Origin of the sequence: Chitinophaga oryzae (genome assembly GCF_012516375.2) — a bacterium.
Classification (GTDB): domain Bacteria; phylum Bacteroidota; class Bacteroidia; order Chitinophagales; family Chitinophagaceae; genus Chitinophaga; species Chitinophaga oryzae.
The window spans coordinates 5,777,777-5,803,290 of record NZ_CP051204.2 but is presented as its reverse complement, the minus strand read 5'-3'; the positions used below and the strand labels follow the sequence as shown (position 1 = coordinate 5,803,290).

The window sequence follows — 25,514 nt, the reverse complement described above, 5'->3', positions numbered from 1 at the left end:
GGCGGCGGTATGCCGGCGCTTTTCCCTATCTTTACAGTCCACCATGACTGCATCTGAGACGATAAAACTGTCAGCGCTGACCGGCAGGATCCAACAGGCCCTCTCCAATGTATTTGGAGAAGAAACCTTTTGGGTAGTGGCCGACGTGACCAACCATGCTTTCTATGCACAGAAAGGCTATCACTATTTCGACCTGGTGGAGAAAGACACGAATTCCAGCGCTATCGTGGCCAAAGTGGCCGCGGTGGCCTGGGGTAACGGCTCCATCCGCATCCGGGAATTTGAATATGTGACCGGACAGCAGTTCAAAAACGATATACATGTGCTGGTGAAAGTGTCGGTCAATTATCACCAGGTGCACGGCCTGCAGATCACCCTGCTGGACATAGACACCAACTTCACCATTGGTATGCTGGAACAGCAGAAACAACAAACGCTGCTGCGCCTGCTGGCCGAATGTTCCGATTACATCCGCAAAGTGGGCGACCGTTACGTGACCCGCAACAATCAACTGTCTTTCCGGGCCGTGATCCAGAAACTGGCGGTGATCACCTCCGGTAACTCGGCCGGCTTCCAGGACTTCCGGCACACGCTCGAACATAACCGTTTCGGATATGCTTTCCAGGTAGATACCTACTTCACCGTGGTGCAGGGCGAATCAAAAGCGGAACTGGTACAACAACGCCTGATAGATGTTTATAACAGCGGCGTACCTTACGATGCCGTGGTGATCATCCGTGGTGGGGGGGCGCAAACAGACTTCCTCCTGTTTGATACCTTCCTGCTGGGAAGGGCAGTGGCCAAATTTCCCATTCCCATTATTACCGGCATCGGTCACCAGAAAAATGAAACCATCACGGACATGATGGCGCACAGCCCCGTGAAAACGCCAACCAAAGCGGCGGAACTGATCATCGCCCACAACAAGGCGTTTGAAGACGGCATATCGGATTTGCAGCATACCATCCTGATCAGGGCGCAACAGCTTTTCTCCAGCCACTACCAGGCGCTGTCCCAGCTGAATGCCACCGTCATTAATCAAACACGCACTATTCTTCAGGGGCAGCGGGAAATGCTGCACGACTACCACAACGTGGTGTCGCACGGCTCCCGGTCCATGTTGCAGCACCATCAGCGGGAGCTGCTGACGCTGTCAGGCGCCATCCTGGCAAGGCCGCGGGTGGTGATTGCCGGCAAACAAAACGACCTGCAGAACATCACCGCCAACATCCGCTCGTTCAACCGTCTTTATATGCAGAACAGACGCGGACAGCTGGCCCACTACGATACGTTATTCAAACTTATGAGTCCTGTTAATATACTGAAACGTGGCTTTGCCATTGTATATGCAGGCGATAAAATCATTAACAGCGCACTGCCTGTGGAACCCGGCAGCCCCATCACCGTCCGGCTGCACGATGCTTCACTGGAGGCGACCGTTACCGCTAAAACACCACATGATGAATCAGGAACTGACATATGAAGCAGCTTACGCCGAACTACAGCAAATAGCGGAGGAAATAGAAAATGAAACCGTTTCTGTGGACATACTGGCTGAAAAAGTAAAACGGGCTTCCGTACTGATAGAGTTCTGCCAGCAAAAGCTGCGCGCTACGGAAGTGGAAGTCAACAATATCATCAAACAGATGGAAAACAAACCGGGCGCCTGATCAGAATACTTCGTTGACCCCGAAGTAGAAACCGGACTGGTCTTGTCCGCGGCCATAGTCCAGCCGGATATTGACGCGGTTTTTGAATTCCCAGCGATAGCCGATGCCATAGCTGATGAGCGTTCGCTGGAAGGAGAGTTCATTGAAGCGGGGAAATACGTTGCCGCCGCCTACCCATACAACGGCGCCGCTGCGGCGGTAGATACGTTGCCGCAGTTCCACCTGGCCGGCTAAATAATTACGGTCGCGGTACCGGCCTTCATAATAGCCGCGCAACCTGTTGGAGCCGCCAGCCTGCGCCAGCAGGTTCCAGGGCACATCACCGCTATGTTCTTCTGCGTAGAAATCCATCGCAAGGATGCTGCCTTTCCAGAGACGTTTGTACCAGTCAAATTGTAGTTCCAGCTTGGAAAAAACCGATTTGTTGCCCAAAAAAGAAGGGTAGAAGCGGTAGCCTATCCGGGCGTATATGCCGCGGGCGGGATTGGGGATAAAGTCGCGGGTGTCGTATACTACAAAAGGTCCTGCGCCCATGCCGAAAACCCGTTTGGGTTCCATCAGGGGTTTACCCGTGCCGGTATCGATGTCTTTCGCCTGCGCATTCTGCACATGGGTGCTGAGGCCGGCATAGAAGCGGTTGCTGAGGTTGATGGCCAGGTCGGCCTGCAGTTTTTCCGTGAGCAACAGGTAGTCGGTATAATCGTCTTTCGCAGAACCGGCTCCGTAGCCAATTCCCCAGTATTTATCGGGACGGGAACTGAAAGAAGCTTTCAGCATCAGCCGGAAGCGGTCTTTCGGGAAAATGGTGGTGCTGTTAAGGCCGACACCATAAAAACCTGTCAGCGCCACAGAACCAAAAACGGCCACATTCGACAGCGGCAGCAGGCTGTCCGCCCGGTCGGTGCGGTATTGTGCGGCCACCATTACCGCAATGCCGGCGCTGGTTTCGGGGGTGTATACCGGTCCGCCGATGAAACTCAGATCTACTTTTTTATGTTTGCTTTCGTCATTGGTATGCTGCAGATAATGGAGCACACGCTGATACAACCCCTTAGGGGCCGTGGTGTCTGTACTGTTGCCGGAAGTAGGGGCCTGGCGGGCGTTTACTGATACACTACAACAGAGCAATATGGGAAGCAGCAGGTTTCTGGGCATGCGCATGATCGCCCGAAAATAACGATAATTTTCCGAATCATGGTTCCCCGGGCTCAGCCGGAGGCCGCACATCGTAGCCCAGGGCGTGAGCCCTGGGGAAACGAGGCGGAATATTAATCGACAAACAATTGTGTCACGGCGGCGGTATCCAGGGCCCATTGGGCGGTGTATACCTCGTCGGCCCCGGTGGTACCGGCCAGCTGCATTTGTTGTGCGGCGGCTTTTATCTCCAGCAGTTGCCCGATGGTCAGTTTCTGTTCCAGTTTTTTCAGCAGGCCGGCCACATTGTTACCGTTCAGCTGTTGGATCACCTGTCCTTCGTAAGGAATTTCCAGCCAGATGATGTCACGGGCGGCAACGTCCAGCACACCGAAGACCAGGCCTTTGGCAAGCCCGCGCGTGATGCGTACCTGGTGTTGTACGCAGGACGGGTCGTATGCTACGCCCGTTTTATTGGAAATCTTCATGCTATGGCGGCTATCCATCCATCCTACGACCATCTCCGGTACGAGGCTTCCGGAGCTGAAGGCGTTGCAGGTGAACGTTACATACCGGGCGCCGGCGGCAGCCAGTTGTTCCACGTCCAGGTTGATGTATTCTGCGGTCCCTACCTGGTTGGGGATAGAGCGGATATCGCCGCTATGTTTGCAACCGGTGGTCTGCAGGCGGCTGAAGGAACAGTAGTCCACGTGCGCTTCATAGCTGATCAGGCAGCTCAGGTCCATATCCAGGTGCTGGGCAGGCAGTCCTTTACCCCATTGCATGAACAGGCGGATGGTATTGCCCTGCAGCGGGAAACGGGTTCCCATCAGGGCTGCCGGCAGGTCCTGTATTTGTTCGCTACGGTCGCCGATGGCCAGCGGTATTTTATACAAGGCCGGATCGATGTACATGGTACGGCCGGCGGCAGGTATGGCGGCAAAGCGTTTACGGGTGACTTCCAGGCACAGACCGGCGACAGCGCGCTGCATCTGTTCCAGTTCCTCTGCGGTGTACAGGGCCAGCAGTCTGTTGGCTGACAGGCTTTTGGCGGTACCTCCGAGCGGTCTTACCACGCGCGTGGAAGCAGGGTCGAAATAGTATTCGGCGTACATCTGCAAGGTGAACAGCAGGCGGGCAGGCACCTGGTCGGCGATCTTTGAAAACGCTTCGATCGTTACTTCCGGCCCGAACCACAGCATATTGGCAAACAGAGAGCGGGCAAATAATCCCGGCCGCTGCTGCAACAGGTAAAAGGTGCTGGACGCATCATGACGCAGCCGGAACTGGTCCAGCCGTCCCTGCCACACGTCGTAGTCCTCCCGGTAAAATTTATCCAGGATGGTACGCAGGTGCTCAAAGCCTGCACGCTTGCTATATTCCGGCAGGCGCAGGGCGCGGATAAAACGTACCCACATTTGCCTTTTAGGATGCATATCGGCGCAGATCTTCGCGGCGTCCATAGACAGCCCGTTGATCCAGCGCGCAGCGATCAGCGCGTCTTCACGGCGGTATTTCAGTTTCAGCGAAGCCGCCGCCGCGGTTTTGGCGGACTGGTCCTGCCTGGCGCCGCGCGGCCCCACGTTGTTACGCTGCATACGTGCGATAATGGTTTTCGGCGCTACCAGTTGCAGGAAACCGGTATGTTTAAACCACAGATAACGGAGTATATCCGTCGGCGTGTTAAACAATACCTGTGCTTTTTCTGCCCGGCCTTGTTTTATCAGGATATCGATAACGGTGACCGCTGTTTCACGCATGGCAATTTTCCCTTCCGGCAACGGCAGTTCTGTCAGCAAACGACGCAGGCTGCTCTGCTGGGTGGCATCCAGCGCGGTACGGGAGGCCAGCAGGTTTTCCAGGTATTGCTCCGCATCTTCCAGCGTCCACAGGTCTAATACGCGCAGTTTTTTGTTCTGTCCGTAGTCCTCTATGGCAGCGGTTTCCAGCGGTGTGCCGCAGAAAGGGCAACCGTTGTAACGGTCCAGCGGAAAAGTATGGGGCGGTATCAGGCAACCGCAGGCCAGCTTTGTTCCCCCGGTAAGGCCCAGCAAGTTGGCGAAATAGGTGATGATATGGTCAGCGTAGGATTCTCCGGTAGGCACACTCCAGTTTTTTACCAGCGGCGCCCAGTTCAGGTCTGTACCCATCACTTTCCGGAGCTGCTCCAGTATCTGTGCCTGTGTGGCAGCATCGGTTTTTTCCAGGGCGCGCAACAGCCGCTCGGTCACGCCGAACCCCAGTCTGGCCATATTGGCTACCAGCAGGGCCGTGTCAGGATTCATTCCTGCAGCGCCGTTCATGGCGGTTGCCGGGATATAAACGGCCTGTTGACGTAATGCTACCTTCTGAATCTTGTTCATCGTTATAAGTTTTATAATCAGATAATTTTGCCGCTATTTTTTTAACAGAAAAATGAAGTAAGCAACAATTGACCTTGATAGTAAAGCAGGCTGGATTCGAACCAACATCCCCGGTTCCCTCAGGAAGTAAGCCCCGGTTGACGGCTGACGGTAATTCCGGAGCTCCTATACCGGTGTCTTCGCCGATTAGACGACTGCTTTATGAGAAGCGATAATGGTGAAAGTAATCCCAAATGATGAAGTAACTTTTACTTGACCGCTTCGATGATACAAAGATGCAGGACCATGTGCGCAGTCTTTTTGCGCAGGTAAAAAAATTTTTCTGCCTTATCTTCGCGCCCGGAAATCAGCCCCAAAAAGGGAAACTGAAGAAAGTAAAAATGTTATCTGTACAAGAAAAGAAAGCCGCGCACCGGGAACATCATCAGAAAGCGAAGTTCATCCGGCTGCGGCGCGGCATAAGGGTTGCCCGGTATGTGATGTACCGCGAGACATTGATCGACAAAAAGAATATTTACTGGTCATTTATAGGCGCTTTTGCGGGCATTGCCAGTATAGGTTTATTAAGCCACTTTTATCTCCCTGTAAAGGATAACCTGTTCCTGATAGGCTCTTTTGGCGCATCGGCGGTGTTGATTTACGGCCATACGCAAAGTCCGCTATCGCAGCCGCGTAATTTAGTAGGAGGACATTTATTAAGTGCAGTGGTAGGGGTAACGGTAGGGTACCTGGTACCCTGGCCCGAATGGGAATGGCTTGCCTGTGCGTTGGCGGTGGCGGCATCGCTGGTGGTGATGCAGGTCACTAAAACGGTACATCCGCCGGGCGGCGCTACCGCCCTGCTGGCGGTCGCGGGCTCACCGGCCATCCGGAAGCTGGGCTTCTGGTATGTGCTGTCGCCGGTGGCCTCCGGAGTGGCCATACTGTTACTCGTAGCGGTGGTGATAAACAATATGACCGACATCCGGCAATACCCCGATAAACGTAAATGGTTCTAAACCGTTTTCCTTTTGTAGATGATAGTATCTGACGCCAGTGGCTCCAACCGGTAGCCGCCGGTGTCGATGGACAGTTTAGGCAGCTGCTGACGCAATTGCTGCAGCGTATGGGCGTCAGGGTTAGCCTGGTACAGGTACAACTGCTGTAACTTTTTATTCTTCGCCAGCGCCGTCAGGAAAGCCGGCGTACAGGCGGTGCCGCTCAGGTTCAGGTACCGCAGTTCCCCGCAGCCGGCCAGCGGCGTGGCCGCGGAACCTTTGACAGCCGTCTGTTTCAGCTCCAGCCGCGTAAGTGCTGTCAGCTGCGCGATGTCGGCCAGCGCTGCATCGGTAATGCGCGTGCCGGACAGGTCCAGCCATATCAGCTGCGACCGGAGGGGATGCAACAGCTTCATATCTGCATCGCTGAAATCCGCTGCGTTCACGCAGCTGACAGCCACAAAAGGACTGTTGGCCGCTATGGGCAATACTTTCACCCCTTTGGCTTCCAGGGCTTCCATGCTTTTTCTATCCGGCGCCGAAGGCGCACCTTCCGGAACAAACTCGTTGTGGTCCAGCGCTTTGCCCGGTGTCATCGCTTCCAGCACCAGCTGTATACGCGGATTGGGCTTCAGCTCTTTCACCGTTTTACCGGTGGGCGCTCCCTGCGCAATCCACCAGTAAAGCAGCTCTACCTCGCGGGGCGACAGCTGCGGCTTGCCTTTGGGCGGCATACGGTGCTCGTCGTTGTCCGGTAACACCAGCCTTTTAAACAATTCACTCTCTTCGGGCATACTGTCTTTTAATACCGGTCCGTGTTCGCCTCCCTCACGGATGAGGGCAATTGTTTCCAGCCGTAGTCCCCCCTTTAGTTTCTGTGCGTTGTGACAGCCATAGCAGCGGGTAGACAGCACCGGCGCCACCAGGTCTTCATATACCCGCGCATCGCCTACATTCGTATAGGCGGCTTCGTTATCAGCGACAGCCTTTTTGCCGGCGAAGGACTGCAGCGCCGGAGGCATGGCCTGCAGCAGGTAATCGTCGCCGTGGGTGAGCGACCCGCCATAGTGCCCTGCGGCGGATACCAGCACCAGCAGCAGCGCAAACAGCGGCAGCTCGAAGCGCGCCAGCCGTTTGGCGGCAGGGATAACGCTCATCAGCCAGAGCAGGGCGCTGCTAACGGCAACGCCTATCCCAAGCCACAGGTGGGTGTTGAGCAGATGTTCGTCGTAACCGCCGTCGAGCGATAACAGGTAGCCCGCCACACAGCTGGCGACGGCCGAAAGGGCGGCGGCCAGCAATAGCAATGGCAGCGCGGCCCGCAGGCCGGCCCGTTTGCTGCTGCGCGCCAGCAGCGCCAGCACAAAGGCGATCATCAGGATGCCTATCGGCAGATGTACGATCAGCGGGTGTATCCTCCCGATGAAAAGATTCCAGTTTCCGGTTGCTGCTAATATCTTCATTACTTCCCGTAGCGCTGTTTGAGTTGATGCATCATATATACGTTAATATCCCATTGGTTGCCCAGCGGCAGCCGCGTATAAGGCAGGGTGGGCATATAATCGGCCGGACCGAATTCGGTCAGCATCGTCAGCGGTTTGCCCGCCTCCTGGTGCCGCCGCACTACCTGGTCCCACCAGTTGAAATGCGCTTTCACGGCATTGGCCCATTCGGGCGCCCGGGGATCGTTGACCTGCGGTCCTTCGGGGTGACCGATACGGGCGTGGATATGACCGGCGCGCTCCAGCGCTTTGCCAACGGTTTCGGCCTGGTCTTCCAGCAGCGACTCATGCACGTTGCACCAGTGGGAAATATCGAGCGTGAGGCGCAGGTCGGGTTTTTTTTCGATGAACTGGCGTGCCACATGGGCGGCAAACAACATACGGGAACGATGCGTTTCGTGATACACCGGAACGCCGTTGCGCTGTGTGATACGCGTGCTGATATCTATCAGCGCAGCGTTCTGGTCAAAAGTAAAATAGTCTTTACCGGACTGTGTGTTGATGTATAGCGGCTTGGGACCTGTGGTGGTAGCGGCGGTAAGCGCAGTTTCAAACTGCGCGGCATGTTTCGTATAGTCGCTGTCGTGACCCCCGGCCAGGTACCCTACATGCAGTTTGTGCTGGTCCAGTGCGGCAAACAGCGCCTGCTGCGCGGCTTTCTCCGACGGCCACCAGAGTTCGATGCCGTCGTAGCCGGCTTGTTTGGCGTCGCGGCAGAAATCGCCGATACTGCCGGGATAGCCCCAGTTGGTAGCCATCACGATCAGCCGGTAGCCGTTGGCCGGCCGGGCTGCAAAGGAGGGAAGGGAGGCGAGGGCCATCGCCCCGCTCATAACGGCGGACTGCCGGAGGAAATTTCTTCTGCTGGTGTGCATTGGTTGATTTTAAATATTAAGCCAGGATGGGCGTGATCACATGTCCGCCTACGTCTGTCAGCCGGAAAGGCCGGCCCTGGAACTGGTAGGTCAGCTTTTCATGGTCAAACCCCAGCTGTTGCAGGATGGTAGCGTGTATGTCGTTGATGGCCACTTTGCCTTTCACGGCGGCGTAGCCGATTTCGTCTGTCTCTCCCCAGGTGAAGCCTTTTTTGATACCGGCGCCGGCCATCCACATGGTAAAAGCTTCCACATGATGGTCGCGGCCGAGGTAAGGCGTGTCTTTGCCGTCACGGTTTTCCTGCATCGGCGTACGGCCAAACTCACCACCCCACACCACGAGTGTTTCGTCGAGCAGACCGCGTTGTTTCAGGTCTTTCAGCAGCGCGGTAATTGGACGGTCTATCTCCCTGCATTTGTTGCGGAAACCATAGTCGATGGCCAGGTTTTCGTCGGTGCCGTGGCTGTCCCAGCCCCAGTCGTACAGCTGTACAAAACGTACGCCTTTCTCCACCAGTTTACGGGCCAGCAGGCAGTTGTTGGCGAAAGACTCTTTGCCGGGCTGTGTGCCATACATCTCATGAATATAAGCCGGTTCTTTGTTGATATCCATCACGTCGGGAACGGAGATCTGCATTTTATACGCCAGTTCATACTGTGAAATGCGGGCCATCGTTTCCGGATCGCCGAAGGTTTCATACTCCTGGCGGTTGATATCGTTGATCGCTTCGATAGATTGTTTACGGAGATTACGGTCCATGCCTTCGGGATCTGTAAGGAACAGCACAGGGTCGCCTTTGGTGCGGCACTGCACGCCCTGGTAAACAGACGGCAGGAAACCGCTGCCCCACACGCTTTTGCCGGCATCGGGCGTTTTACCGCCGGAGGTGAGCACTACAAAGCCGGGCAGGTTGCTGTTTTCCGTACCGAGACCATAAGTCACCCATGAACCGATGCTCGGCCTGCCGAGCCGCGCGCTGCCGGTTTGCATCAGCAGCTGCGCAGGGCCGTGGTTGAACTGGTCGGTCTGCACGGCTTTCAGAAAACTTACCTCGTCGGCCATGGTGGCGAAATGGGGCATATGATCGGATACCCATGCCCGTGATTCGCCATGCTGCGCAAAAACGGCCTGCGGCCCCAGCATTTTGGGTACGCCACGGATGAACGCAAATTTTTTGCCCTCCAGTAATGACTGTGGGCAGAGCTGATTATGCAGCTTTTGCAGGTCCGGTTTATAGTCAAAAAGTTCCAGTTGTGAAGGAGCGCCCGCCATATGCAGGTATATCACGCTTTTAGCCCTGCCGGGAAAGTGCGGGGCGCGGGGCGCCATGGGATCTGCGCTGAAATCGGGCCTGGCGGCGGCACTGCTGCCGCAGCTGGTCAGAAAAGAGCCCAGTGCGGCGGCGCCGAGGCCGGTCACGCAATCCAGCAGGAAATGCCGACGGGTGATGAAGCGCAATGTTTCTTCATTGGCTTCCCGGAGCAATCTCATTTCGTTATTTTTATATTTTGACATTTTATTATTTATGACGAGTGAATGAGCGTTAATATTTCCATTTGTCAATACCCCAATATCCAAATAACTAAATACCCCAATAACCCAATGGTTATGATTTGATCAGAAATTCGTCGAGATTCATAATAGCATTGGCTACCACGGTGAGAGCGGCCAGTTCCGCCAGTTGCTGCGGCGTTTCTTTGCATTGCAGCAGCGCCTTCGCATCGGCAGGCGATTTTTTATACTGTTGCAGTGCCTGTTTGTACAGCCGTTGCAGTACGGCCAGCTTATTATCGGATAACTGCCGGCAGACGGCGGTCTGATAACCCCAACGGATACCCGCAGCAGCGTCGTTGTTACCGTTGCGCTGCATATGCTGCGCCAGTGCGCGGGCAGTCTCCACGTACACCGGATCGTTGAGCGTTACCAGCGCCTGTAAAGGCGTGTTGGTTCGGATACGGCGTTGCAGGCATACCTCGCGGCTGGAGCCGTCGAACGTGATCATGGAAGGATAGGGGCTGGTCCGTTTCTGGAACACGTACAGGGCGCGCCGGTATTGATTACCGTCTTCTGCTGTCTTCCAGTACTCGCCGCTCCACACGCTCTGCCAGATGCCTTCCGGCTGGTAAGGCATGACGGCGGGGCCATGCATGTTACGGTTCAGCAGGCCGCTGACGGCCAGCGCCTGGTCCCTCACTTCTTCGGCGGTGAGCCTGAAATGCGGGCCTCTGGCCAGCAGGCGGTTGGCAGGGTCTTTCTCCTGCAGTGCCGGTGTGGTGGTGGCATCCTGCTGGTAAGTGGAGGAAAGAACGATTTCGCGCAGCAGCTTTTTAGTGCTCCAGCGATACTGATGGATATACTGATAGGAGAGCCAGTCCAGCAGCTCCGGGTGGGAGGGCAGGAAGCCCTGTGTGCCGAAGTCTTCCACGGTTTCTACGATACCGGTGCCGAACAATTGTTCCCAGAGGCGGTTCACCATCACCCGCGCTGTCAGCGGGTTGCCCGGAGCGGTGATCCATTGCGCCAGCCCGAGGCGGTTGCGTGGCGCGTTGGCAGGGAATGGGTTTAGGGAATGCGGCACGTCGGGGGTGACGGCTTTGCCTAACACCAGCCAGTTGCCGCGTTCAAAAATACGGGTAGTCCGCTGCATCACCGGCGGATTTTCGATCATCACGGGGATGTCCTGCGGCTGGGAGTTGACCAGCGCCAGCAGCTCGTTGTTAACAGCGTCATATCCGGGCTGGCCTTTACCGGGCAGGTCGTCGCGGAAAGCGAACCATTCCACCATACATACCGGGTCGTTGGGCTTCAGCGATGCATTGCGGAACTTCAGGTACAGGTCGTGCTTACCGGTAGTAGGTTTCAGCGGGATGGAGATCACCTTGCGGTCGTTGGTGGGCGCCAGCGTCTGTGTGAAATACACCGGGCCGTTGAGGCTGTCCAGCCGGCATTCGAGCACACCGCCGGTGTTGCCGGTCCAGTAGTTCATCAGCAGCTGTGTTTTGCCGCCGGTAGCCTGTGCTGGCAGGCGGCAGCTGCCGTTGTGGCGTACGCCGAGGTATTTGGTATCATAGAGTGCGCCGTTGACGTAGTTGTCGCAGTCGTGCGCATGTACTTTAGGCTCCAGCACTTTCATGAACTGCTGTACGTCGGCCACCTGTGCGGTATTGCCGTGTTGTTTCACCCAGTCGCTGATACGGTTCACTTCCGCCAGGCCGATACTGTCGTACAGGCGCAGCTTAGGGTGTTCCATATGGGTGTCCTCGTCGCGGGTATTATTCATGAAAGCCAGCAGCTTGTAATAATCTTCAAACCGGAAAGGGTCGTACGGATGGCTGTGGCATTGCACGCAACCGATGGTGACGCCCTGCCATACTTCCATGGTGGTGCTTACGCGGTCCATCACGGCGGCGGTGCGGAACTCTTCGTCCTGGGTGCCGCCTTCGTCGTTGGTCATGGTGTTGCGGTTAAACGCGGTAGCGATCAGCTGACCGTTGGTCGGATGCGGCAGCAGGTCGCCGGCCAGCTGCGCGATGGTGAAGCTGTCGTACGGCATGTCCTGGTTGAAGGCGTCGATGACCCAGTCGCGGTAACGCCAGATACTCCTGCTGGCGTCCCTTTCATATCCTTTGGTATCGGAATAGCGGGCGAGGTCCAGCCACATGGAGGCCCAGCGTTCGCCATAGTGGGGCGACTGCAGCAGGGAATCGACCATGCGCTGGTAGGCAGCGGGACTGTGGTCTGTGGTGAAAGACGCCACCATGCCGGGCGTGGGCGGCAGGCCGGTCAGGTCCAGGCTTACGCGGCGCAGCAGTGTCAGCGGATCGGCAGGTTTGGATGGTTTCAGCCCTTCGGCATTCAGCTTTTCGATGATAAAACGATCGATGTCATTGCCGTTGTCAATGCTGACATCGGGCACAGGGACCTGTTTCAGGGGCACATAAGCCCAGTGCTCGCCCCATTCGGCGCCCTCCTTCACCCAGCGGGTGAGGATATCTATTTCGGCGGCGGTAAGCGGTTCCCCTTTCTGCGGCATCCGTTCTTTCGGGTCCTTACAGGTAAGGCGGCGGATAAACTCGCTTTTCTCCGGATGACCGGGGATAATGGCAGGCTTGCCTGATTTGGTGTTGCCAAGGGCTTCTTCCCGGAAAAGGACGCTGAAGCCACCGCTTTGTTTTACGCCGCCATGGCAACTGATACAGTGTTTGTTGAGTATAGGCTTGACTTCCGCGCTGAAGTCAGTGCGCTTGCGTGAATGGCAGGCGGTCACCACCATACCGGCAACTACGGACAGCAACACGGCTGCCCGGAACGTGGATGTAGAGCGCATGTGTTTTTTCATTGAACCACTGTAAAAGTAATCGTCCGCATGTACTAAGCGGATAGAGGATCTGCGGAATATGATGGATTATTTTATGGTTCCTGTTTTTTGGTGCGGTATTGTGCCGGTGAAAGGCCCATGACTTTGGTAAACAACCGGGAGAAATAATAAGGGTCTTCCATGCCCAGCAACGACGCGATCTCTTTTACCCGTAAATGGGTGAAATGCAGGTACTGACAGGCTTTCTGTACTTTCAGGTGGTTGAAGTATTCGATGGGTGAATACCCGGTATTGCTTTTAAACAGGGCGGAGAAATGGGAGATGGACAAATTGATGGACCGTGCCATCTGTTCCAGTGTCAGCATACGGTCCAGGTGCTGGTTCATATAGTCAATAGCGTGGTCGATCGTATCCTGTTCCGGCTTCGTTTTCCCCGGATGATAGGAGCCGGGGTAGATACAGGAAGCCAGGAAAGCCCAGAAACTCATGTTGGCATACAACAGGTTGTCTGTACGGTAACCTCTTTCCAGCTGCTGGTAAATATTATCGAATAAGGCCAGCCGCTCGTGGGCGTGCGGCAGGAATGTCTGGTGACTGTTAAGTTGCTGCAGCGACGTGTGCACAATGGCATCGGCGCTATGGCCTGCAAAATGCGCCCAGTAGATGGTCCATGGGTCGGTATCGTGCGCCTGGTAGGCATGGGGCCAGTCCCGCGGGATAATAAAACAATCGCCGGCCTTGATGGGATGGTCTTTTTTACTGAGACGGATGTTGCCCCTGCCCTCCAGGCAATAGATCAGGATATGCTCCGGCGCACCGCCGGGGCGTTTGCGGTAGTGAAACTTCGCCTTCGGATAATAACCGATGTCGGTGATATACATGGTTTGCATCACCGGGTCGGCCGCGCATTTCTCCTGCAGGATATTACGGGGTATCACTATCGCGCGCTGCCCTTTAAAGCCTTCTCCTTTTCTGATCATGGAAACGGAATTTCTTTCCGATAAAAGTAAGAAAATCCATCAGTCAAAGAAAGGCTATTCGCTGCGCAGGTTTTTAAGCGGATTGGAAACGGCCGCTTTCACAGACTGGAAGCTCACAGTGGTAAGGGCGGTGATCATTCCGCAGGCAGCGTCTGCAGTTTAGCGAGATCTTCATCAGTGCGGTTACCAAATATCCGTACGCTGGACAGCGCGGTTTCAATGGCTACAAACTCCTGAGGCGTCAGCGTTACAGCGGCAGCACCGAAATTTTCGTGTATCCGGTCCCGATGGCGGGAGCCTGGAATAGGTACGATAAACTCTTTTTTATGCAGCATCCACGCCAGCGATATTTGCGCCGGTGTGGCACTTTTTTCCCGCGCAAACTGCTGCAGCAGGTCCAGCAAAGGTTGATTGGCTTTGATGTTCGCCTTATCAAAACGGGTGATCACCCGCCGGGCGTCGATTCCTTTGAAAGTGGTGTCTGCGTTGATTTTTCCGGAAAGGAAACCGTTGGCCAGCGGGGAAAAAGGCACGAAACCGATATGCAGCGCTTCGCAGGTGGGGATCACTTCCGCTTCAAAGGTCCGTTCCATCATGGAATACTCACTTTGCACCGCTGTCAGCGGTGTGATAGCGTGTGCCCGCCTGATTTCATCGGCCGTAGCCTGTGACTGTCCCCAGCCCAGGATTTTACCTTCCTTTATCAGTGTGCCCATCACCCAGGCGATGTCTTCCACCGGGATGTCTTTATTGACGCGATGCTGATAGTAGAGTTCCACATGATCGGTACGCAGCCGGCGCAGGGACGCTTCCAGCTTGCCTTTGATATGAAGGAACAGGCTATCCCGGGAATAGTTGCCGATGTCGTTTTTGTCGATGAGGAACTTGGTGGCGATCACCACGTTGTTGCGTATGTCCTGCAGTGCTTCACCAATCAGTGCTTCGTTGTCGCCCATGGCGTATCTTTCCGCAGTATCAAAAAACGTACAGCCCTGCTCGTGAGCGTAACGCAATAACGCTATCGCTTCCGCTTTGTCCGGCGCGGTGCCGTATCCCATGCTGAGGCCCATACAGCCGTAGCCGATAGCCGATACTTCGAGGTCTCTTAATTTCCTTGTTTTCATGCTTTTCAATTTTTATAGCGCGATGGCTGATGGAGAAGCAAAGGTCTTTTACCGGCAGGAGGGGAAAAAGCAGGATGCAAACAATCTGTATCGAAATTCAAACCATTCTGAATTGCCGGGGAGTGATGCCGGTTTGTTTTTTGAAGAAGGCGTTGAAGTGGGCGGGCTCCACGAATCCCAGTGCGTAGGCTATTTCGGCCACGGTCCAGTTGCTTTGGGAGAGCAGGGATTGGGCTTCGCGCAGGCAGCGTGCGGCGATGAGCTGCGAGGTGGTGCTGCCTGTTGCCGCTTTCAGCGCACGGTTAAGATGGTTGACATGGATGTTCATATGCCGGGCAAAGTCGGCTGCGGAGCGAAGGACTACCTGCTGGGTGGTGTCGTCTATAGCGTAGTGGCGTTCCAGCAGTTCGGTGAAAAGCGTGTTGATCCGGTCGGCGGCGTTTTGTGGTTGTTTGACCTGTATGGCAGCACTGAGTTGCGTTTTCAGCGCGAAGTGGATCAACTCCATGGCCAGGTTTCTTAACACATCGTATTTGTAGATATAGTCGGATGCTTTTTCTTCCAGCATACGCCGGAAAATTTCCTCCGCCTGGCCCACCTGTTCGTCGGTCAGCTCGAAGATATGCGTGCCGCCCGGCTGGTAAACAGGATATTCGTACAGGTTACCATAACGGTGAAAAAAGTGCTGGTTGAAAACGACGCAAAAACTTTGGTGTATCTGCGAACGGTCGGCGCTGTAGGGTATCTGCGGATTCAGAAAGAGGAGCGCCTGTCGTTGCACCTGCACTGTTTTGTCGGCGAACTGTATTTGACTCCTGCCATGGGTGAGGATGATCTTATAGAAGTCCCTCCGCCGGTAAGCTTCCTGTGGAGGCAGCGGCAGGCCGGAGGTGTAATCGGTCTTAAACACATTGAAGTGGCCGGCGCCCTGGCGGAGGTTTTCAGGCGTCCGTCCGATTTTGTCGCGGTAAAAAATTTCCAGTGTTTCTATTTTGACCATGGCTTAAAATTACAACATTCAATGCATACGGGTCGCATTTGCCCCACCAGAAAGTCGCATCTGTACAGCACCTGAAAACAGATAGTTGCAGATATTTGTGTCATAAAAAAAGACATCGTATGAAGTACCTGATCACCTTTTTCTCCTTTGCAGCAGTATTGTTCATGGCCGCCTGTCAGCAGCAGCCCTCGCATCCGCACAGCACGGCTGTTCCCGCAAAAGACAGCAGTGTTCAAAACGATATAAAACCGGCAGAGAGTGGTTATGCCGATGTAAACGGATTAAAGATGTACTATGAAGTGTATGGCAGTGGTAAACCGCTGGTGTTGCTGCATGGTTCTTTTATGAATATTCCCATGAACTGGGCGAAGGCCATCCCGGTACTGGCGAAAGACCGTAAGGTGATCGTTGCGGAGATGCAGGGCCACGGCCGTACCAAAGATACTGACCGTAAGATGAGCTATGAAAGCATGGCAGACGATGTGTCCGCCTTACTGAAACATTTGAAGGCTGACAGTGCGGATGTGTTGGGTTACAGCATGGGGGGCGGTATTGCTTTCCAGTTTGCCGTGCGTCATCCGGAGCAGTTGCGCCGGCTGGTGATCCTGTCGGGGACATATGCCCATAACGGCTGGTGGCCGGATGTGGAAGCCAGCTTTGCTGGTATGAATGCGGAGATGTTCAAAGGTTCGCCGATTGAAAAGCAGTATGACAGTCTGGGCAATGACCCGGCCCGTTTCCCGGATTACATCAAAAAAGTGCTGAGCATTGATGTGCAGCCTTATGACTGGACCAAAGAAGTGAAAAATATCAAGGCGCCGATATTTATGGCCATCGGCGATGCTGATGGCGTGCGCTACGAACATGCGCTGGAGCTGTTCCGCGCCAAAGGCGGCGGGAAAATGGGCGATATGCACGGGCTGCCGCAGTCCCGGCTGGCCATCTTGCCGGGTACCACCCATATCGGCATGATGGTGAACACGGATCTGTGGATTCCCATGGTGAAGAATTTCCTGGATGGTGATCTGAATGCGCCGCCTCCTATGTTTTGACAATACGGATAACACTGCTTATTAACAGGCTGCTGAACCGTTTCAGCAGCCTGTTTTGTTGTATCTTTACAGGGCCTGCGGCAGCATCAATGGAACAGACAGAAAACAACATACCGCGTAAAATTATTCACATCGATATGGACGCTTTTTATGCGTCGGTGGAACAGCGTGACCATCCGGAATACCGTGGCAAAGCGATTGCCGTGGGAGGATCACCGGAGGGGCGGGGAGTGGTGGCCACGGCCAGTTACGAAGCGCGGAAATACGGCATCCGGTCGGCCATGTCTTCCAGGAGGGCGTTGCAGTTGTTTCCCCAGTTGATTTTTGTGCGTCCCCGTTTTGATGCTTACAAGGAGGTGTCCCGCAGGATACGGGAAATCTTCGCGCGTTATACGGACCTGATAGAGCCGTTGTCGCTGGACGAAGCCTACCTGGATGTGACGGAAGACAAGCTGAACATAGGCTCTGCCATTGAGATAGCGCGGCAGATCAAACTGGCTATCCGGGAGGAGTTGCAGCTGACGGCTTCCGCGGGCATTTCGGTCAATAAGTTTGTAGCTAAAATAGCGTCCGATCTGAACAAGCCGGATGGATTTACATTTATCGGTCCTTCCGCTATCGAAGCTTTTATGGAGCAGCTGCCGGTGGAAAAGTTCCATGGGGTAGGGAAGGTGACGGCTGATAAAATGAAGCGCATGGGGCTTTTTACGGGCGGTGATTTAAAGAAGCTCTCCGAGCAGGAGCTGAAGCAGTATTTCGGCAAGGTAGGCGCTTTTTATTACCAGATAGTGCGGGGCATAGACCATCGTGCCGTGCAGCCGCACCGCGAAACCAAATCACTGGGCGCAGAAGATACCTTTCCCCACGACCTGACGGTGGTGGAAGACATGCATGCGGAGCTGGAAAAGATAGCCCGCACCGTATACGGCAGGTTAGAGCGCTACAGCCTGAAAGGGCGTACTGTTACACTGAAAATCAAGTACAGCGATTTTAAGCAGATCACCCGCAACCAGTCGTTCCCTTATCCGGTGGGAGACCTGGACACGATACTACACACGGCCAAACAGTTGTTGGCAGCTACCGGGCCTGAAGATAAGCAGATACGTTTGTTGGGTATAACGTTGTCTAATTTCGGAGAAGCGGGTCCTGTTTCGGATAAGCCTGTTAATCCACAGTTATCACTTTTCGATTTTGAGGGGTGATCATGTCCTGCATGCCGACTGGCCTATGATTGCCAATAGCCGGGTAAGTCAATCTCCGATGCTACTTCCACCGCACGGGAACTGATCATTTGTTTCATGTCCTGATGCAGCTCCTGGTGCTCTTCCCAGAAGGGAGGGGGAACATCGAGTACATTCTTTAACAGATCGCCCGGGTACAGGTCTGCTTCAACAAAAAGGTCATCTTTCAGTTTCTCGATCGCCAATGGTACCAGATAGTTTGGGTTAAAGGATTGGCCTATCAACACCCTTAGGTCGCTGGCTGTTAATTTGATAACGGGTACTTTGCTGAGGGCGATGCACCTTTTAGTGACTATGGAATCATGTTCTGTAGCGGGTTCCCAACGTTTGTTTTCTAATTGTTCCAGAGATTTGTATCTCCAGACATCTTTCCTGTTCATATTACCTCTCGTAACTTTTTGTCAATAATATACTAATTTCGTCAGATGATACCCAATCGAGTCATCTTTTTTCTTTTTGACGGGGTACACCTGCTCGATCTGGCAGGCGCGGTGACCGTATTTGTGGAGGCCATCTGTTGCGGCCAGCCTTATGATCTGCGTTATGTTTCACCGTATCCGCAACCCGGCAGTTCTTCCGGTTTGGGCTTTGCTTCCGTAGACCCGCCCTCTTCCGTGACGGTGACGAAGGAAGATATCCTGATCATAGCCGGAATGGACCTGAGGCGGTGGGACCGGGCGGACGACGCCTTATGGATTCCCTGGTTGCAGGCTGCCGCTGCCAGCGGCGCCACCATTTGCTCTGTTTGTACCGCGGCCTTCGCATTAGCCGCTGCCGGTTTGCTCGACGGGCAGCCATGTACTACACACTGGGCTCAAACAACTTCCTTACAACAGCAATTTCCGCGCCTGAAGGTGGTGGAAAACAGATTATTTGTAAAAAGCGGCCGTATCTATACAAGCGCCGGTATCGCTACCGGTATTGATATGGCCCTGGCTCTCATTGAAGAACGTCATGGTATCGCATTCGCCAGCCTGTTGGCCAAGGTCCTGGTAGTGCCCATGCGTCGTGATGGTTCCTCCCCGCAAGATAGCATCTTTCTGCAAAACAGACAGCATATAAATCATCAAATACACGCGGTGCAGGATTATATCATTGCCCACCTCCACCGGAAAATGACGATCGAAGAGCTGGCAGAACAGGTTTTTATCAGTCCCCGTAACCTTACCCGCCTGTTTAAATCAGCCACCGGCATCACTATCGGCGAATATATCCAGAAACTGCGGAAAGAGAAAGCCCTGCTACTGTTAAAATCCGGCCAAAAAATGGCCTGGGTTGCGAAAGAGTGCGGCTTTAAAAGCCCCAATCAGCTCCGCCGCCTGATACAATCCCCCAAAGCGATCGAACTGGCCCGATCTGTAGCCTCCTTGTCCTGATTTGATACGCTCCCCTTCCTAGCTTTGCAGCATAAATTTTATTTCATGAAACAGTTGCTGTTGCTAATGTTCCTGCTGGCGCCATGCCTGCTTTTTGCCCAGGGTAAAACGGACTACGTATGCCCGCCCTGCGGTCCCTGCGATACCCTTGTATTTCATCAACCCGGAAAATGTCCTCATTGTGGTATGAAACTGATAAAAAAAGATACCCTCCAAAAACGTATCTCCGTGTGTTTCCTGCTGTACGATGATATTGAAATCCTTGACTTTGCCGGACCACTGGAGGTCTTCGCAGATGCCGGATTCAAGGTCTTCACCGTCGCTAAACACAAGCAGCCGGTTATTTCTCAGGGCGTACTCAAAGTACTGCCGGACTACAGTATCGCCGATGCGCCGCCGGCTGATATCCTGGCGGTCTTTGGCGGTAACGCAGGCCCCACTTCGGAAGACCCTGAAATAATGGCGTGGATCAAAGCCCGCGACAAGAACACGGAACGCTATTTCTCCGTATGCACCGGCGCCTTCATCATCGGTAATGCCGGCCTGCTGGATAACCAGACTGCCACTACCTATCATGAAAAGATTGACGCGCTGCGTGAAAGATTCCCCCGTACAAAAGTGCTGGAAAATGTCCGTTATGTGGACAACGGCCGCGTTATTACGACTGCGGGCATCTCTGCAGGCATAGACGGAGCATTGCACCTCGTAGCGAAACTGAAAGGGGAGGAGGAAGCCCTCCGCGTAGCCCGCGTAATGGAATACGACAAGTATGTGCCCAACCAGGGACTAACCATCCGATAGAAATTACGAATTACGAATTACGAATTACGAATTGAGGTTTTCTATACAGCAAGGTTACCAGAATAACCTCCCCAAAAGACAGCCCTCAATTCGTAATTCGTAATTCGTAATTTTTACTGGTATTTGGGCAATACCATCGTTTTCACGATCGTATGGGCAATCAAAGACAGCACCAGTGATAGAATGATCAATAAAGATGACTTCATTGGCGTATCAAATACGTCGATCACACCGGAAACAGATTTGCCTGCAAATAGCAGGGTAATGATACAAGCCAGCACGCCGGTGATCCACAAGGTGATATGAGACCACAGGTATTTTGTTTTCTGGAAACCTTTTTTGCCAAAGGAGGTAAAGAGAAGTCCAACGTGGGCCACGAAAAAGGCAGCGGCAAGGATAGTCAGTGTAGTCAGCATTTTGGTCTTTTTAGGATTTTGGGAAATGGTATATCAACAATATACAATATTAATTGAATATACAAAACGTTCATCCCGCTTCCCCGTATTTCATCCGTATCTGTGAAATATGCTCGGCAATCATGTGCAGCCGGTAGTAATACTTCTCGAAAATATCATCGAACATCCGGTGCCGGTTCACCAGGAAAGTATTGAGCGATTCATAGATGTATTCTTCAAATGTACTGTGTTCACTGACTTTTATCACTACTTCCGCCACCGGCTCCAGGCTGGTGGCAAATTTTGTCTTCACCTGTATGTCCGCCATCCCCGTGATCATGATCTTATACAGGTTAGGCGCTTTGGCGAAAGGGGCGTAATGCACGGCCGTCAGCCCGTTTTCATCATATACATACTTGTGTACATTTTCTGCCAGCAGGAATTCTATTACTTCCCGGTTGGTATTGTGCCGCGTGGCCAGCAACAGCGGGGTATCCAGGCTGTCCAGCACAAAGTCGAAATGGATGTTGTGCCGGATCAGTATCAGCAACATATCGGTGATGGCCGCCAGCCGGTGCTGCTGGAAGATATACGCGATGGCATAAAGGTAGTCCGGGCTGTCGATGGTCAGCGTGGCGCCCTTTTTCAACGCATACTCCACCGCCATGGGCTTGTTGGCCCCCACGGCGCAGAAGATGACCGGGATCATGCCTTCCTTTTTGTAGCGGATGTCTGCCCCGCCTTCTTCGATCAATAGTTCCGCCGCCTCAAAAAAAATCTCCTGGTACTCCAGCAACTCGCATAACAGCTCCGACAACTCCTGCCGGTTGAAGAAGTGCAGATGCCGTCTCAACAAGGTAATCACTTCGTCCGGGTTCTCGCTTGTCCTCAGTTGACGCTTTAAGTCGTACAGCGAAATTTCCTGCATATGTTTTCATAGGGTGATAGATAGGCTGGGAGAGAACCTCCATAGGATGAAAAAACGGCTGCAATGATAATAAATATTAGTTAAAAAAATTATTTGTTTTCCTGGTGTTTCCATAACTCCTGGAATATCGGGCTGTGCTCCCGCAGTTCGCGGAAGTGACCGGCGGCTACCACCCGGCCCTGCTGCAGTACATAGATATAGTCGAACTGGGGCAACAGGTGCAGCCGGTGCATGGCAGACACGATCGCCTTGTCGGAGAAAGTTTGGAACATCTTATGATAGATCATGGCTTCTGTCTTCGGGTCCACACTGCTGGTAGGTTCATCGAGCAGGATCACCTCACTGTCACGCGCCGCAAGGATGCCACGTGCCAGCGCCAGCCGCTGTTTCTGGCCGCCGGAGAGGTTCACGCCTTTTTCCCGGATATCGGAGGCCAGCCCGTCGGGCAGCAGCGCTACGACCTCTGAGAAATGAGCCGCCTCGCACACTTCCATGATCTCCTCTTTGGTAAACGGAAGCCCCAGCGTCACGTTATATTCGATGGTGTTTTCGAAGATCTCCGGCTCCTGCGGGAACAGGGTAACGCTTTCGTGGATGGTGGAAAGCGGGTACGCCGCGCCGTCGACGATCACTTTGGTCCCTTCCTCTGGTTCGTATAGCCCTCTCAATATGGCGAGCAATGTGCTTTTGCCGCTGCCGCTTTCGCCGATCAGTGCTATCTTTTTACCCCGGCCTATCTGTACCTGCAGCTGATGCAGGCTTTGCGGGGCGTGGGCTTCGTTGTAAGACGGCAGGTGAGAGAAATTCAGCTGGCTGATGTCTACCGTCTGCCAGTTGCCCGGCAGCTCCGGCGCCGTATCGGCGCGGTGATGTTCTTTATAGGCATCGCTGATATTGGTGGCGGTTTCCACAGACGTATTGTATTGTATAATGTCGGTGTACTGCCAGGCGACGTCCTGGAACACGCTGGTGAACTGGTTCACATACCCCAGCAGGGTCACCAGCCCGGCTACATAAAACAGTTCTCCCGGCACCCAGTGCTGGAACACATAACCGATGGTGATCACACAATAGATCAGGGTGATCATCATTTCTGCCACAAACCATTTCCATTCGTTGATAACCACATTTTTGTGGAAAGAGGGCCATATGCGGGCGATTTTTCCCAGCAGGCCGCTTTCCATGCTCTTCTCCAGCCGCAGCGTGATCACCGTCATGATATTGGAAAGACTGTCAAACAGCGTGGCGGACACCACATGTTCGCCTTCATTGATCTCTTCCAGCGTACGGATATAAGGTTTGTCAAACAGGACCAGGAAATAAATGCAGCCCACGCCCATCACCACGCCGATGGCGCCGTAGAGGGGAGAGAAGTACAACATGGCCGCCAGTGAGAAAAACAGCTTGGACAGGGCATGGAGGTACATAAATCCCCGGGAGAAAAATTCTTTCAGCGCATCATATCCTTTGCGGATACGGTTGATGACGCTGCCGCTGTGGTTGTCCTGGTGCCACTTTACCGGCAAATGAAGCGCCTGGTGGTAACGTTCCTGTAAAAAGTTCCGGCTCAGGCGGAATGACAGTCCCTGCTCCATTACCCGCGCCGGCCCGTGAAAGGCCCATTCCAGCAGTTTTAGTCCCAGGTAACCGCCGGCAAACATCAGGGTGTATCGGGGCAGGTTGGCCGTATCCTGCTGTACCCGGCCAATAAACCAGCCGAATAACAGGGGATTCAGGGAAAAACAAACATTGGCGAGTATAAACAACAGGTATACAAGTATATACTTCTTACGTTCTTTCCGCGCATATTTCCAGGCGGTCTTCAACAACGAGATATATGGGTTGGGCATGGTTTTCGGGTTTAGCGTTTACGATCTGGTACGATATTCGTACCTTATAGCAGGTAAATCTTTATATTATGAAAAGTTCATTTGCAGTAAAAGCATTGTTCTTCCTCTCCCTCTCTTTCTTCCTTTTCACCGGTGGATACGCCCAAACAAAAGCACAGCAGAAAGCCGCAAAAAACGCCGCCAAAGAAGCCGCTGTAAAGGCGATGGTAGACAGCAAGACCTACGTGTTCATCCCGCAGAGCGTATCACCCATGAGTGGCCGCGTGCGGCAGATCACCCCGGATTTTAATATGGTCGTCACTCCGGACTCGATCGTTAGTTACCTGCCTTATTTCGGAAGGGCCTATTCCGCGCCGTACGGTTCCACCAAATCACCGCTGGACTTTAAAACGAAAGACTTTCAGTACACGACCAATCCCCGCAAAAAAGATGGATGGGACGTGAGCATCAAACCCGGCGACAAGGACATACAAAATATCAATGTTACGATTACCAGCAGTGGTTATGCTACCGTACAGGTGACCAGCAACAACCGTCAGCCAATCACTTTCAACGGATATATTCAGGAAGTGAAGAACAGGAAATAATTTAATTATTTGGTTATTTGGGTATTTGAAAATTGGAGGAGATGGAGCTTTCTCAATTTTGGAATAGCCAAATAACCAATAACCCAATACCCAAATATCCAAATAACCAAATGATCAAATGACTAAATGTTTAATCATTTCGTAGTTATTGAGCAATACCCCGTCAATATCCACTGTTTGAGCCTTCACTACCCGGAACCCCATCCGCTCGAAAAAAGGCTTCGCCGTGATACTTACATAAGCGGTCAGTGACGGCAGTTGTAATGTTTCCGCTTTACGTATAATCGTTTCCGTCAGCAACGTGGCCACGCCCTGCCGCTGAAAGTCTTTGTGCACAAACATCATATCGAACTCTCCGTCGTCTTCCAGGGAGGCAAAGCCGGTAATCACTTTGTCCGGTGTCTCCGCCACGTAAAAATGCTGGGTGTTGATACGCCTTTCCAGCGAAGAAAGCCGGTCGCCGCGGCCGGCCCATGCAGCTACCTGTTCAGGATTGTAATCTTTGCTGTTGACCGTACGGATAGTACCCTGGTACAAGTCCCGCAGGACAGGCATATCGCTGAGTGCCGCCTTTCTTATGTTCATCATGTTATTTGGTTAGTTACTCATTTTCATATTTGATATTTATAGCGGAATAAGATAGCTGTTCTGCCATGTCACAAATATCAAAATGAAAAAATGAGTAAATTGACTACGAATTTACTCGATTCCGATGGAGAACCAAACACCGATCACGACATTATTCCTCGACATTGGCGGCGTACTGCTGACCAACGGGTGGGACCGCAAAGCGCGCAGGCTCGCCGTGGAAACCTTCCAGCTGGACGCTGCAGAAACAGAAGAGCGGCATCACCTGACGTTTGATACTTACGAAGTCGGCAAACTGACGCTCGATGAATATCTTAACCGCGTGGTGTTTTATGAAGACCGCGCTTTCACCCGGGAACAGTTCCGCGACTTTATGTTCGCCCAGTCTGCTCCGTACCCGGAAATGATAGCCCTGGTACGTCAGCTCAAGGAAAAGTACAAACTTAAAATAGCCATTGTGAACAATGAAGGGCGGGAGCTGAACACGCACCGTATTCATTACTTCGGCATCGCCCAGTTTGTAGACTTTTTTATCTCTTCCTGCTTTGTACATTACCGCAAACCGGATGCGGATATCTACCGTATTGCGCTGGATATCGCGCAGGTATCCGCAGCAGAAGTGGTGTACCTGGAAGACCGCTCCATGTTTGTGGATGTGGCCAACGGGCTGGGTATTAACGGTATCTGCCACCAGGCGTATGATACTACCGTTGCTGAGCTGGAAAAATATGGATTGCGGTTGTAGGCGGCTG

General features: G+C 53.4%; 23 protein-coding genes and 1 tRNA gene. 9 read left to right on the top strand and 15 right to left on the bottom strand.

Going from position 1 to position 25,514, the window contains the following annotated elements:
* Nucleotides 1-43 precede the first annotated feature (43 nt).
* On the top strand, nt 44-1,483 hold the full coding sequence (gene xseA / locus HF324_RS22815) for an exodeoxyribonuclease VII large subunit (protein WP_168804695.1): 1,440 nt from the start codon (nt 44-46) through the stop codon (nt 1,481-1,483).
* Nucleotides 1,458-1,670 (top strand): exodeoxyribonuclease VII small subunit, encoded by a 213-nt coding sequence (gene xseB, locus HF324_RS22810; RefSeq protein WP_168804694.1) that lies wholly within the window; start codon nt 1,458-1,460, stop codon nt 1,668-1,670. The genes xseA and xseB overlap by 26 nt, the downstream gene beginning before the upstream one ends.
* On the opposite strand, the gene HF324_RS22805 is transcribed toward xseB, so the two are convergent.
* The 3 genes from HF324_RS22805 to HF324_RS22795 form a co-directional block, all read right to left on the bottom strand.
* Nucleotides 1,671-2,831, bottom strand: coding sequence for a BamA/TamA family outer membrane protein (locus HF324_RS22805; RefSeq protein ID WP_168804693.1), 1,161 nt, complete (start codon nt 2,829-2,831; stop codon nt 1,671-1,673). It abuts the gene before it with no gap.
* A 107-nt stretch (nt 2,832-2,938) separates the two neighbouring features.
* A complete protein-coding gene (locus tag HF324_RS22800) occupies nt 2,939-5,167 on the bottom strand; it encodes a TerD family protein (RefSeq protein WP_193114963.1) in 2,229 nt (742 codons plus the stop codon).
* Between the two features lie 81 nt (nt 5,168-5,248).
* Nucleotides 5,249-5,368: transfer RNA gene (locus tag HF324_RS22795), tRNA-OTHER, on the bottom strand.
* A gap of 179 nt (nt 5,369-5,547) precedes the next feature.
* Here HF324_RS22795 and HF324_RS22790 point away from each other — a divergent pair.
* Nucleotides 5,548-6,165 (top strand): HPP family protein, encoded by a 618-nt coding sequence (locus tag HF324_RS22790; protein ID WP_168860901.1) that lies wholly within the window; start codon nt 5,548-5,550, stop codon nt 6,163-6,165.
* On the opposite strand, the gene HF324_RS22785 is transcribed toward HF324_RS22790, so the two are convergent.
* From HF324_RS22785 to HF324_RS22755, 7 genes are all read right to left on the bottom strand, one after another.
* Nucleotides 6,162-7,607, bottom strand: coding sequence for a c-type cytochrome domain-containing protein (locus tag HF324_RS22785; RefSeq protein WP_168860900.1), 1,446 nt, complete (start codon nt 7,605-7,607; stop codon nt 6,162-6,164). The genes HF324_RS22790 and HF324_RS22785 overlap by 4 nt on opposite strands.
* Nucleotides 7,607-8,521 (bottom strand): TIM barrel protein, encoded by a 915-nt coding sequence (locus HF324_RS22780; protein ID WP_168860899.1) that lies wholly within the window; start codon nt 8,519-8,521, stop codon nt 7,607-7,609. Before HF324_RS22780 ends, HF324_RS22785 begins: the two co-directional genes overlap by 1 nt.
* Before the next feature lie 16 nt (nt 8,522-8,537).
* A complete protein-coding gene (locus HF324_RS22775; RefSeq protein WP_246269620.1) occupies nt 8,538-10,013 on the bottom strand; it encodes a DUF1501 domain-containing protein in 1,476 nt (491 codons plus the stop codon).
* A gap of 115 nt (nt 10,014-10,128) precedes the next feature.
* Complete coding sequence (locus tag HF324_RS22770) at nt 10,129-12,861, bottom strand: DUF1553 domain-containing protein (RefSeq protein ID WP_258539180.1); 2,733 nt, start codon at nt 12,859-12,861, stop codon at nt 10,129-10,131.
* 71 nt (nt 12,862-12,932) lie between these two features.
* Nucleotides 12,933-13,820, bottom strand: a complete 888-nt coding sequence (locus tag HF324_RS22765; RefSeq protein WP_168804688.1) for an AraC family transcriptional regulator — start codon at nt 13,818-13,820, stop codon at nt 12,933-12,935.
* A gap of 134 nt (nt 13,821-13,954) precedes the next feature.
* Nucleotides 13,955-14,944 (bottom strand): aldo/keto reductase, encoded by a 990-nt coding sequence (locus HF324_RS22760; RefSeq protein ID WP_168804687.1) that lies wholly within the window; start codon nt 14,942-14,944, stop codon nt 13,955-13,957.
* A gap of 97 nt (nt 14,945-15,041) precedes the next feature.
* Nucleotides 15,042-15,944, bottom strand: a complete 903-nt coding sequence (locus tag HF324_RS22755; protein ID WP_168804686.1) for a helix-turn-helix domain-containing protein — start codon at nt 15,942-15,944, stop codon at nt 15,042-15,044.
* A gap of 119 nt (nt 15,945-16,063) precedes the next feature.
* Between HF324_RS22755 and HF324_RS22750 the strand changes: the two genes are divergently transcribed.
* Complete coding sequence (locus HF324_RS22750; protein ID WP_220100806.1) at nt 16,064-16,996, top strand: alpha/beta fold hydrolase; 933 nt, start codon at nt 16,064-16,066, stop codon at nt 16,994-16,996.
* Between the two features lie 137 nt (nt 16,997-17,133).
* Entirely contained in the window at nt 17,134-18,198 is a 1,065-nt protein-coding gene (gene dinB / locus HF324_RS22745; protein WP_258539179.1) for a DNA polymerase IV, read from the top strand.
* Between the two features lie 23 nt (nt 18,199-18,221).
* On the opposite strand, the gene HF324_RS22740 is transcribed toward dinB, so the two are convergent.
* A complete protein-coding gene (locus HF324_RS22740) occupies nt 18,222-18,617 on the bottom strand; it encodes a contact-dependent growth inhibition system immunity protein (RefSeq protein WP_168804684.1) in 396 nt (131 codons plus the stop codon).
* A 45-nt stretch (nt 18,618-18,662) separates the two neighbouring features.
* On the opposite strand from HF324_RS22740, the gene HF324_RS22735 reads away from it, so the two are divergent.
* Both HF324_RS22735 and HF324_RS22730 read left to right on the top strand, forming a co-directional pair.
* A complete protein-coding gene (locus tag HF324_RS22735) occupies nt 18,663-19,613 on the top strand; it encodes a GlxA family transcriptional regulator (RefSeq protein ID WP_168804683.1) in 951 nt (316 codons plus the stop codon).
* A 45-nt stretch (nt 19,614-19,658) separates the two neighbouring features.
* Nucleotides 19,659-20,414 carry a DJ-1/PfpI family protein gene (locus HF324_RS22730; protein ID WP_168804682.1) on the top strand — a complete coding sequence of 252 codons (756 nt, stop codon included), beginning with the start codon at nt 19,659-19,661 and terminating at the stop codon, nt 20,412-20,414.
* Nucleotides 20,415-20,527: 113 nt separating this feature from the next.
* Here the strand turns inward: HF324_RS22730 and HF324_RS22725 are convergent, their stop codons facing one another.
* The 3 genes from HF324_RS22725 to HF324_RS22715 form a co-directional block, all read right to left on the bottom strand.
* Complete coding sequence (locus tag HF324_RS22725) at nt 20,528-20,830, bottom strand: hypothetical protein (protein WP_168804681.1); 303 nt, start codon at nt 20,828-20,830, stop codon at nt 20,528-20,530.
* Between the two features lie 70 nt (nt 20,831-20,900).
* Nucleotides 20,901-21,737: an ankyrin repeat domain-containing protein gene (locus tag HF324_RS22720; protein WP_168804680.1), complete on the bottom strand. Its 837-nt coding sequence runs from the start codon at nt 21,735-21,737 to the stop codon at nt 20,901-20,903.
* Between the two features lie 89 nt (nt 21,738-21,826).
* The gene (locus tag HF324_RS22715; protein WP_168860898.1) at nt 21,827-23,587 is read right to left on the bottom strand and encodes an ABC transporter ATP-binding protein; all 1,761 of its coding nucleotides are present in this window, start codon (nt 23,585-23,587) and stop codon (nt 21,827-21,829) included.
* A gap of 68 nt (nt 23,588-23,655) precedes the next feature.
* On the opposite strand from HF324_RS22715, the gene HF324_RS22710 reads away from it, so the two are divergent.
* On the top strand, nt 23,656-24,174 hold the full coding sequence (locus tag HF324_RS22710) for a DUF4251 domain-containing protein (protein WP_168804678.1): 519 nt from the start codon (nt 23,656-23,658) through the stop codon (nt 24,172-24,174).
* A gap of 114 nt (nt 24,175-24,288) precedes the next feature.
* Here HF324_RS22710 and HF324_RS22705 read toward each other — a convergent pair whose 3' ends face one another.
* Entirely contained in the window at nt 24,289-24,762 is a 474-nt protein-coding gene (locus HF324_RS22705; RefSeq protein WP_168804677.1) for a GNAT family N-acetyltransferase, read from the bottom strand.
* A gap of 124 nt (nt 24,763-24,886) precedes the next feature.
* On the opposite strand from HF324_RS22705, the gene HF324_RS22700 reads away from it, so the two are divergent.
* Nucleotides 24,887-25,507: an HAD family hydrolase gene (locus HF324_RS22700; RefSeq protein WP_168804676.1), complete on the top strand. Its 621-nt coding sequence runs from the start codon at nt 24,887-24,889 to the stop codon at nt 25,505-25,507.
* Nucleotides 25,508-25,514: the final 7 nt, after the last annotated feature.

Coding starts and splice junctions, on each gene's coding strand:
- xseA (WP_168804695.1), top strand. CDS start 44: ATGACTGCATCTGAGACGATAAAACTGTCAGCGCTGACCGGCAGGATC.
- xseB (WP_168804694.1), top strand. CDS start 1,458: ATGATGAATCAGGAACTGACATATGAAGCAGCTTACGCCGAACTACAG.
- HF324_RS22805 (WP_168804693.1), bottom strand. CDS start 2,831: ATGCGCATGCCCAGAAACCTGCTGCTTCCCATATTGCTCTGTTGTAGT.
- HF324_RS22800 (WP_193114963.1), bottom strand. CDS start 5,167: ATGAACAAGATTCAGAAGGTAGCATTACGTCAACAGGCCGTTTATATC.
- HF324_RS22790 (WP_168860901.1), top strand. CDS start 5,548: ATGTTATCTGTACAAGAAAAGAAAGCCGCGCACCGGGAACATCATCAG.
- HF324_RS22785 (WP_168860900.1), bottom strand. CDS start 7,607: ATGAAGATATTAGCAGCAACCGGAAACTGGAATCTTTTCATCGGGAGG.
- HF324_RS22780 (WP_168860899.1), bottom strand. CDS start 8,521: ATGCACACCAGCAGAAGAAATTTCCTCCGGCAGTCCGCCGTTATGAGC.
- HF324_RS22775 (WP_246269620.1), bottom strand. CDS start 10,013: ATGAGATTGCTCCGGGAAGCCAATGAAGAAACATTGCGCTTCATCACC.
- HF324_RS22770 (WP_258539180.1), bottom strand. CDS start 12,861: ATGAAAAAACACATGCGCTCTACATCCACGTTCCGGGCAGCCGTGTTG.
- HF324_RS22765 (WP_168804688.1), bottom strand. CDS start 13,820: ATGATCAGAAAAGGAGAAGGCTTTAAAGGGCAGCGCGCGATAGTGATA.
- HF324_RS22760 (WP_168804687.1), bottom strand. CDS start 14,944: ATGAAAACAAGGAAATTAAGAGACCTCGAAGTATCGGCTATCGGCTAC.
- HF324_RS22755 (WP_168804686.1), bottom strand. CDS start 15,944: ATGGTCAAAATAGAAACACTGGAAATTTTTTACCGCGACAAAATCGGA.
- HF324_RS22750 (WP_220100806.1), top strand. CDS start 16,064: ATGAAGTACCTGATCACCTTTTTCTCCTTTGCAGCAGTATTGTTCATG.
- dinB (WP_258539179.1), top strand. CDS start 17,134: ATGGACGCTTTTTATGCGTCGGTGGAACAGCGTGACCATCCGGAATAC.
- HF324_RS22740 (WP_168804684.1), bottom strand. CDS start 18,617: ATGAACAGGAAAGATGTCTGGAGATACAAATCTCTGGAACAATTAGAA.
- HF324_RS22735 (WP_168804683.1), top strand. CDS start 18,663: ATGATACCCAATCGAGTCATCTTTTTTCTTTTTGACGGGGTACACCTG.
- HF324_RS22730 (WP_168804682.1), top strand. CDS start 19,659: ATGAAACAGTTGCTGTTGCTAATGTTCCTGCTGGCGCCATGCCTGCTT.
- HF324_RS22725 (WP_168804681.1), bottom strand. CDS start 20,830: ATGCTGACTACACTGACTATCCTTGCCGCTGCCTTTTTCGTGGCCCAC.
- HF324_RS22720 (WP_168804680.1), bottom strand. CDS start 21,737: ATGCAGGAAATTTCGCTGTACGACTTAAAGCGTCAACTGAGGACAAGC.
- HF324_RS22715 (WP_168860898.1), bottom strand. CDS start 23,587: ATGCCCAACCCATATATCTCGTTGTTGAAGACCGCCTGGAAATATGCG.
- HF324_RS22710 (WP_168804678.1), top strand. CDS start 23,656: ATGAAAAGTTCATTTGCAGTAAAAGCATTGTTCTTCCTCTCCCTCTCT.
- HF324_RS22705 (WP_168804677.1), bottom strand. CDS start 24,762: ATGATGAACATAAGAAAGGCGGCACTCAGCGATATGCCTGTCCTGCGG.
- HF324_RS22700 (WP_168804676.1), top strand. CDS start 24,887: ATGGAGAACCAAACACCGATCACGACATTATTCCTCGACATTGGCGGC.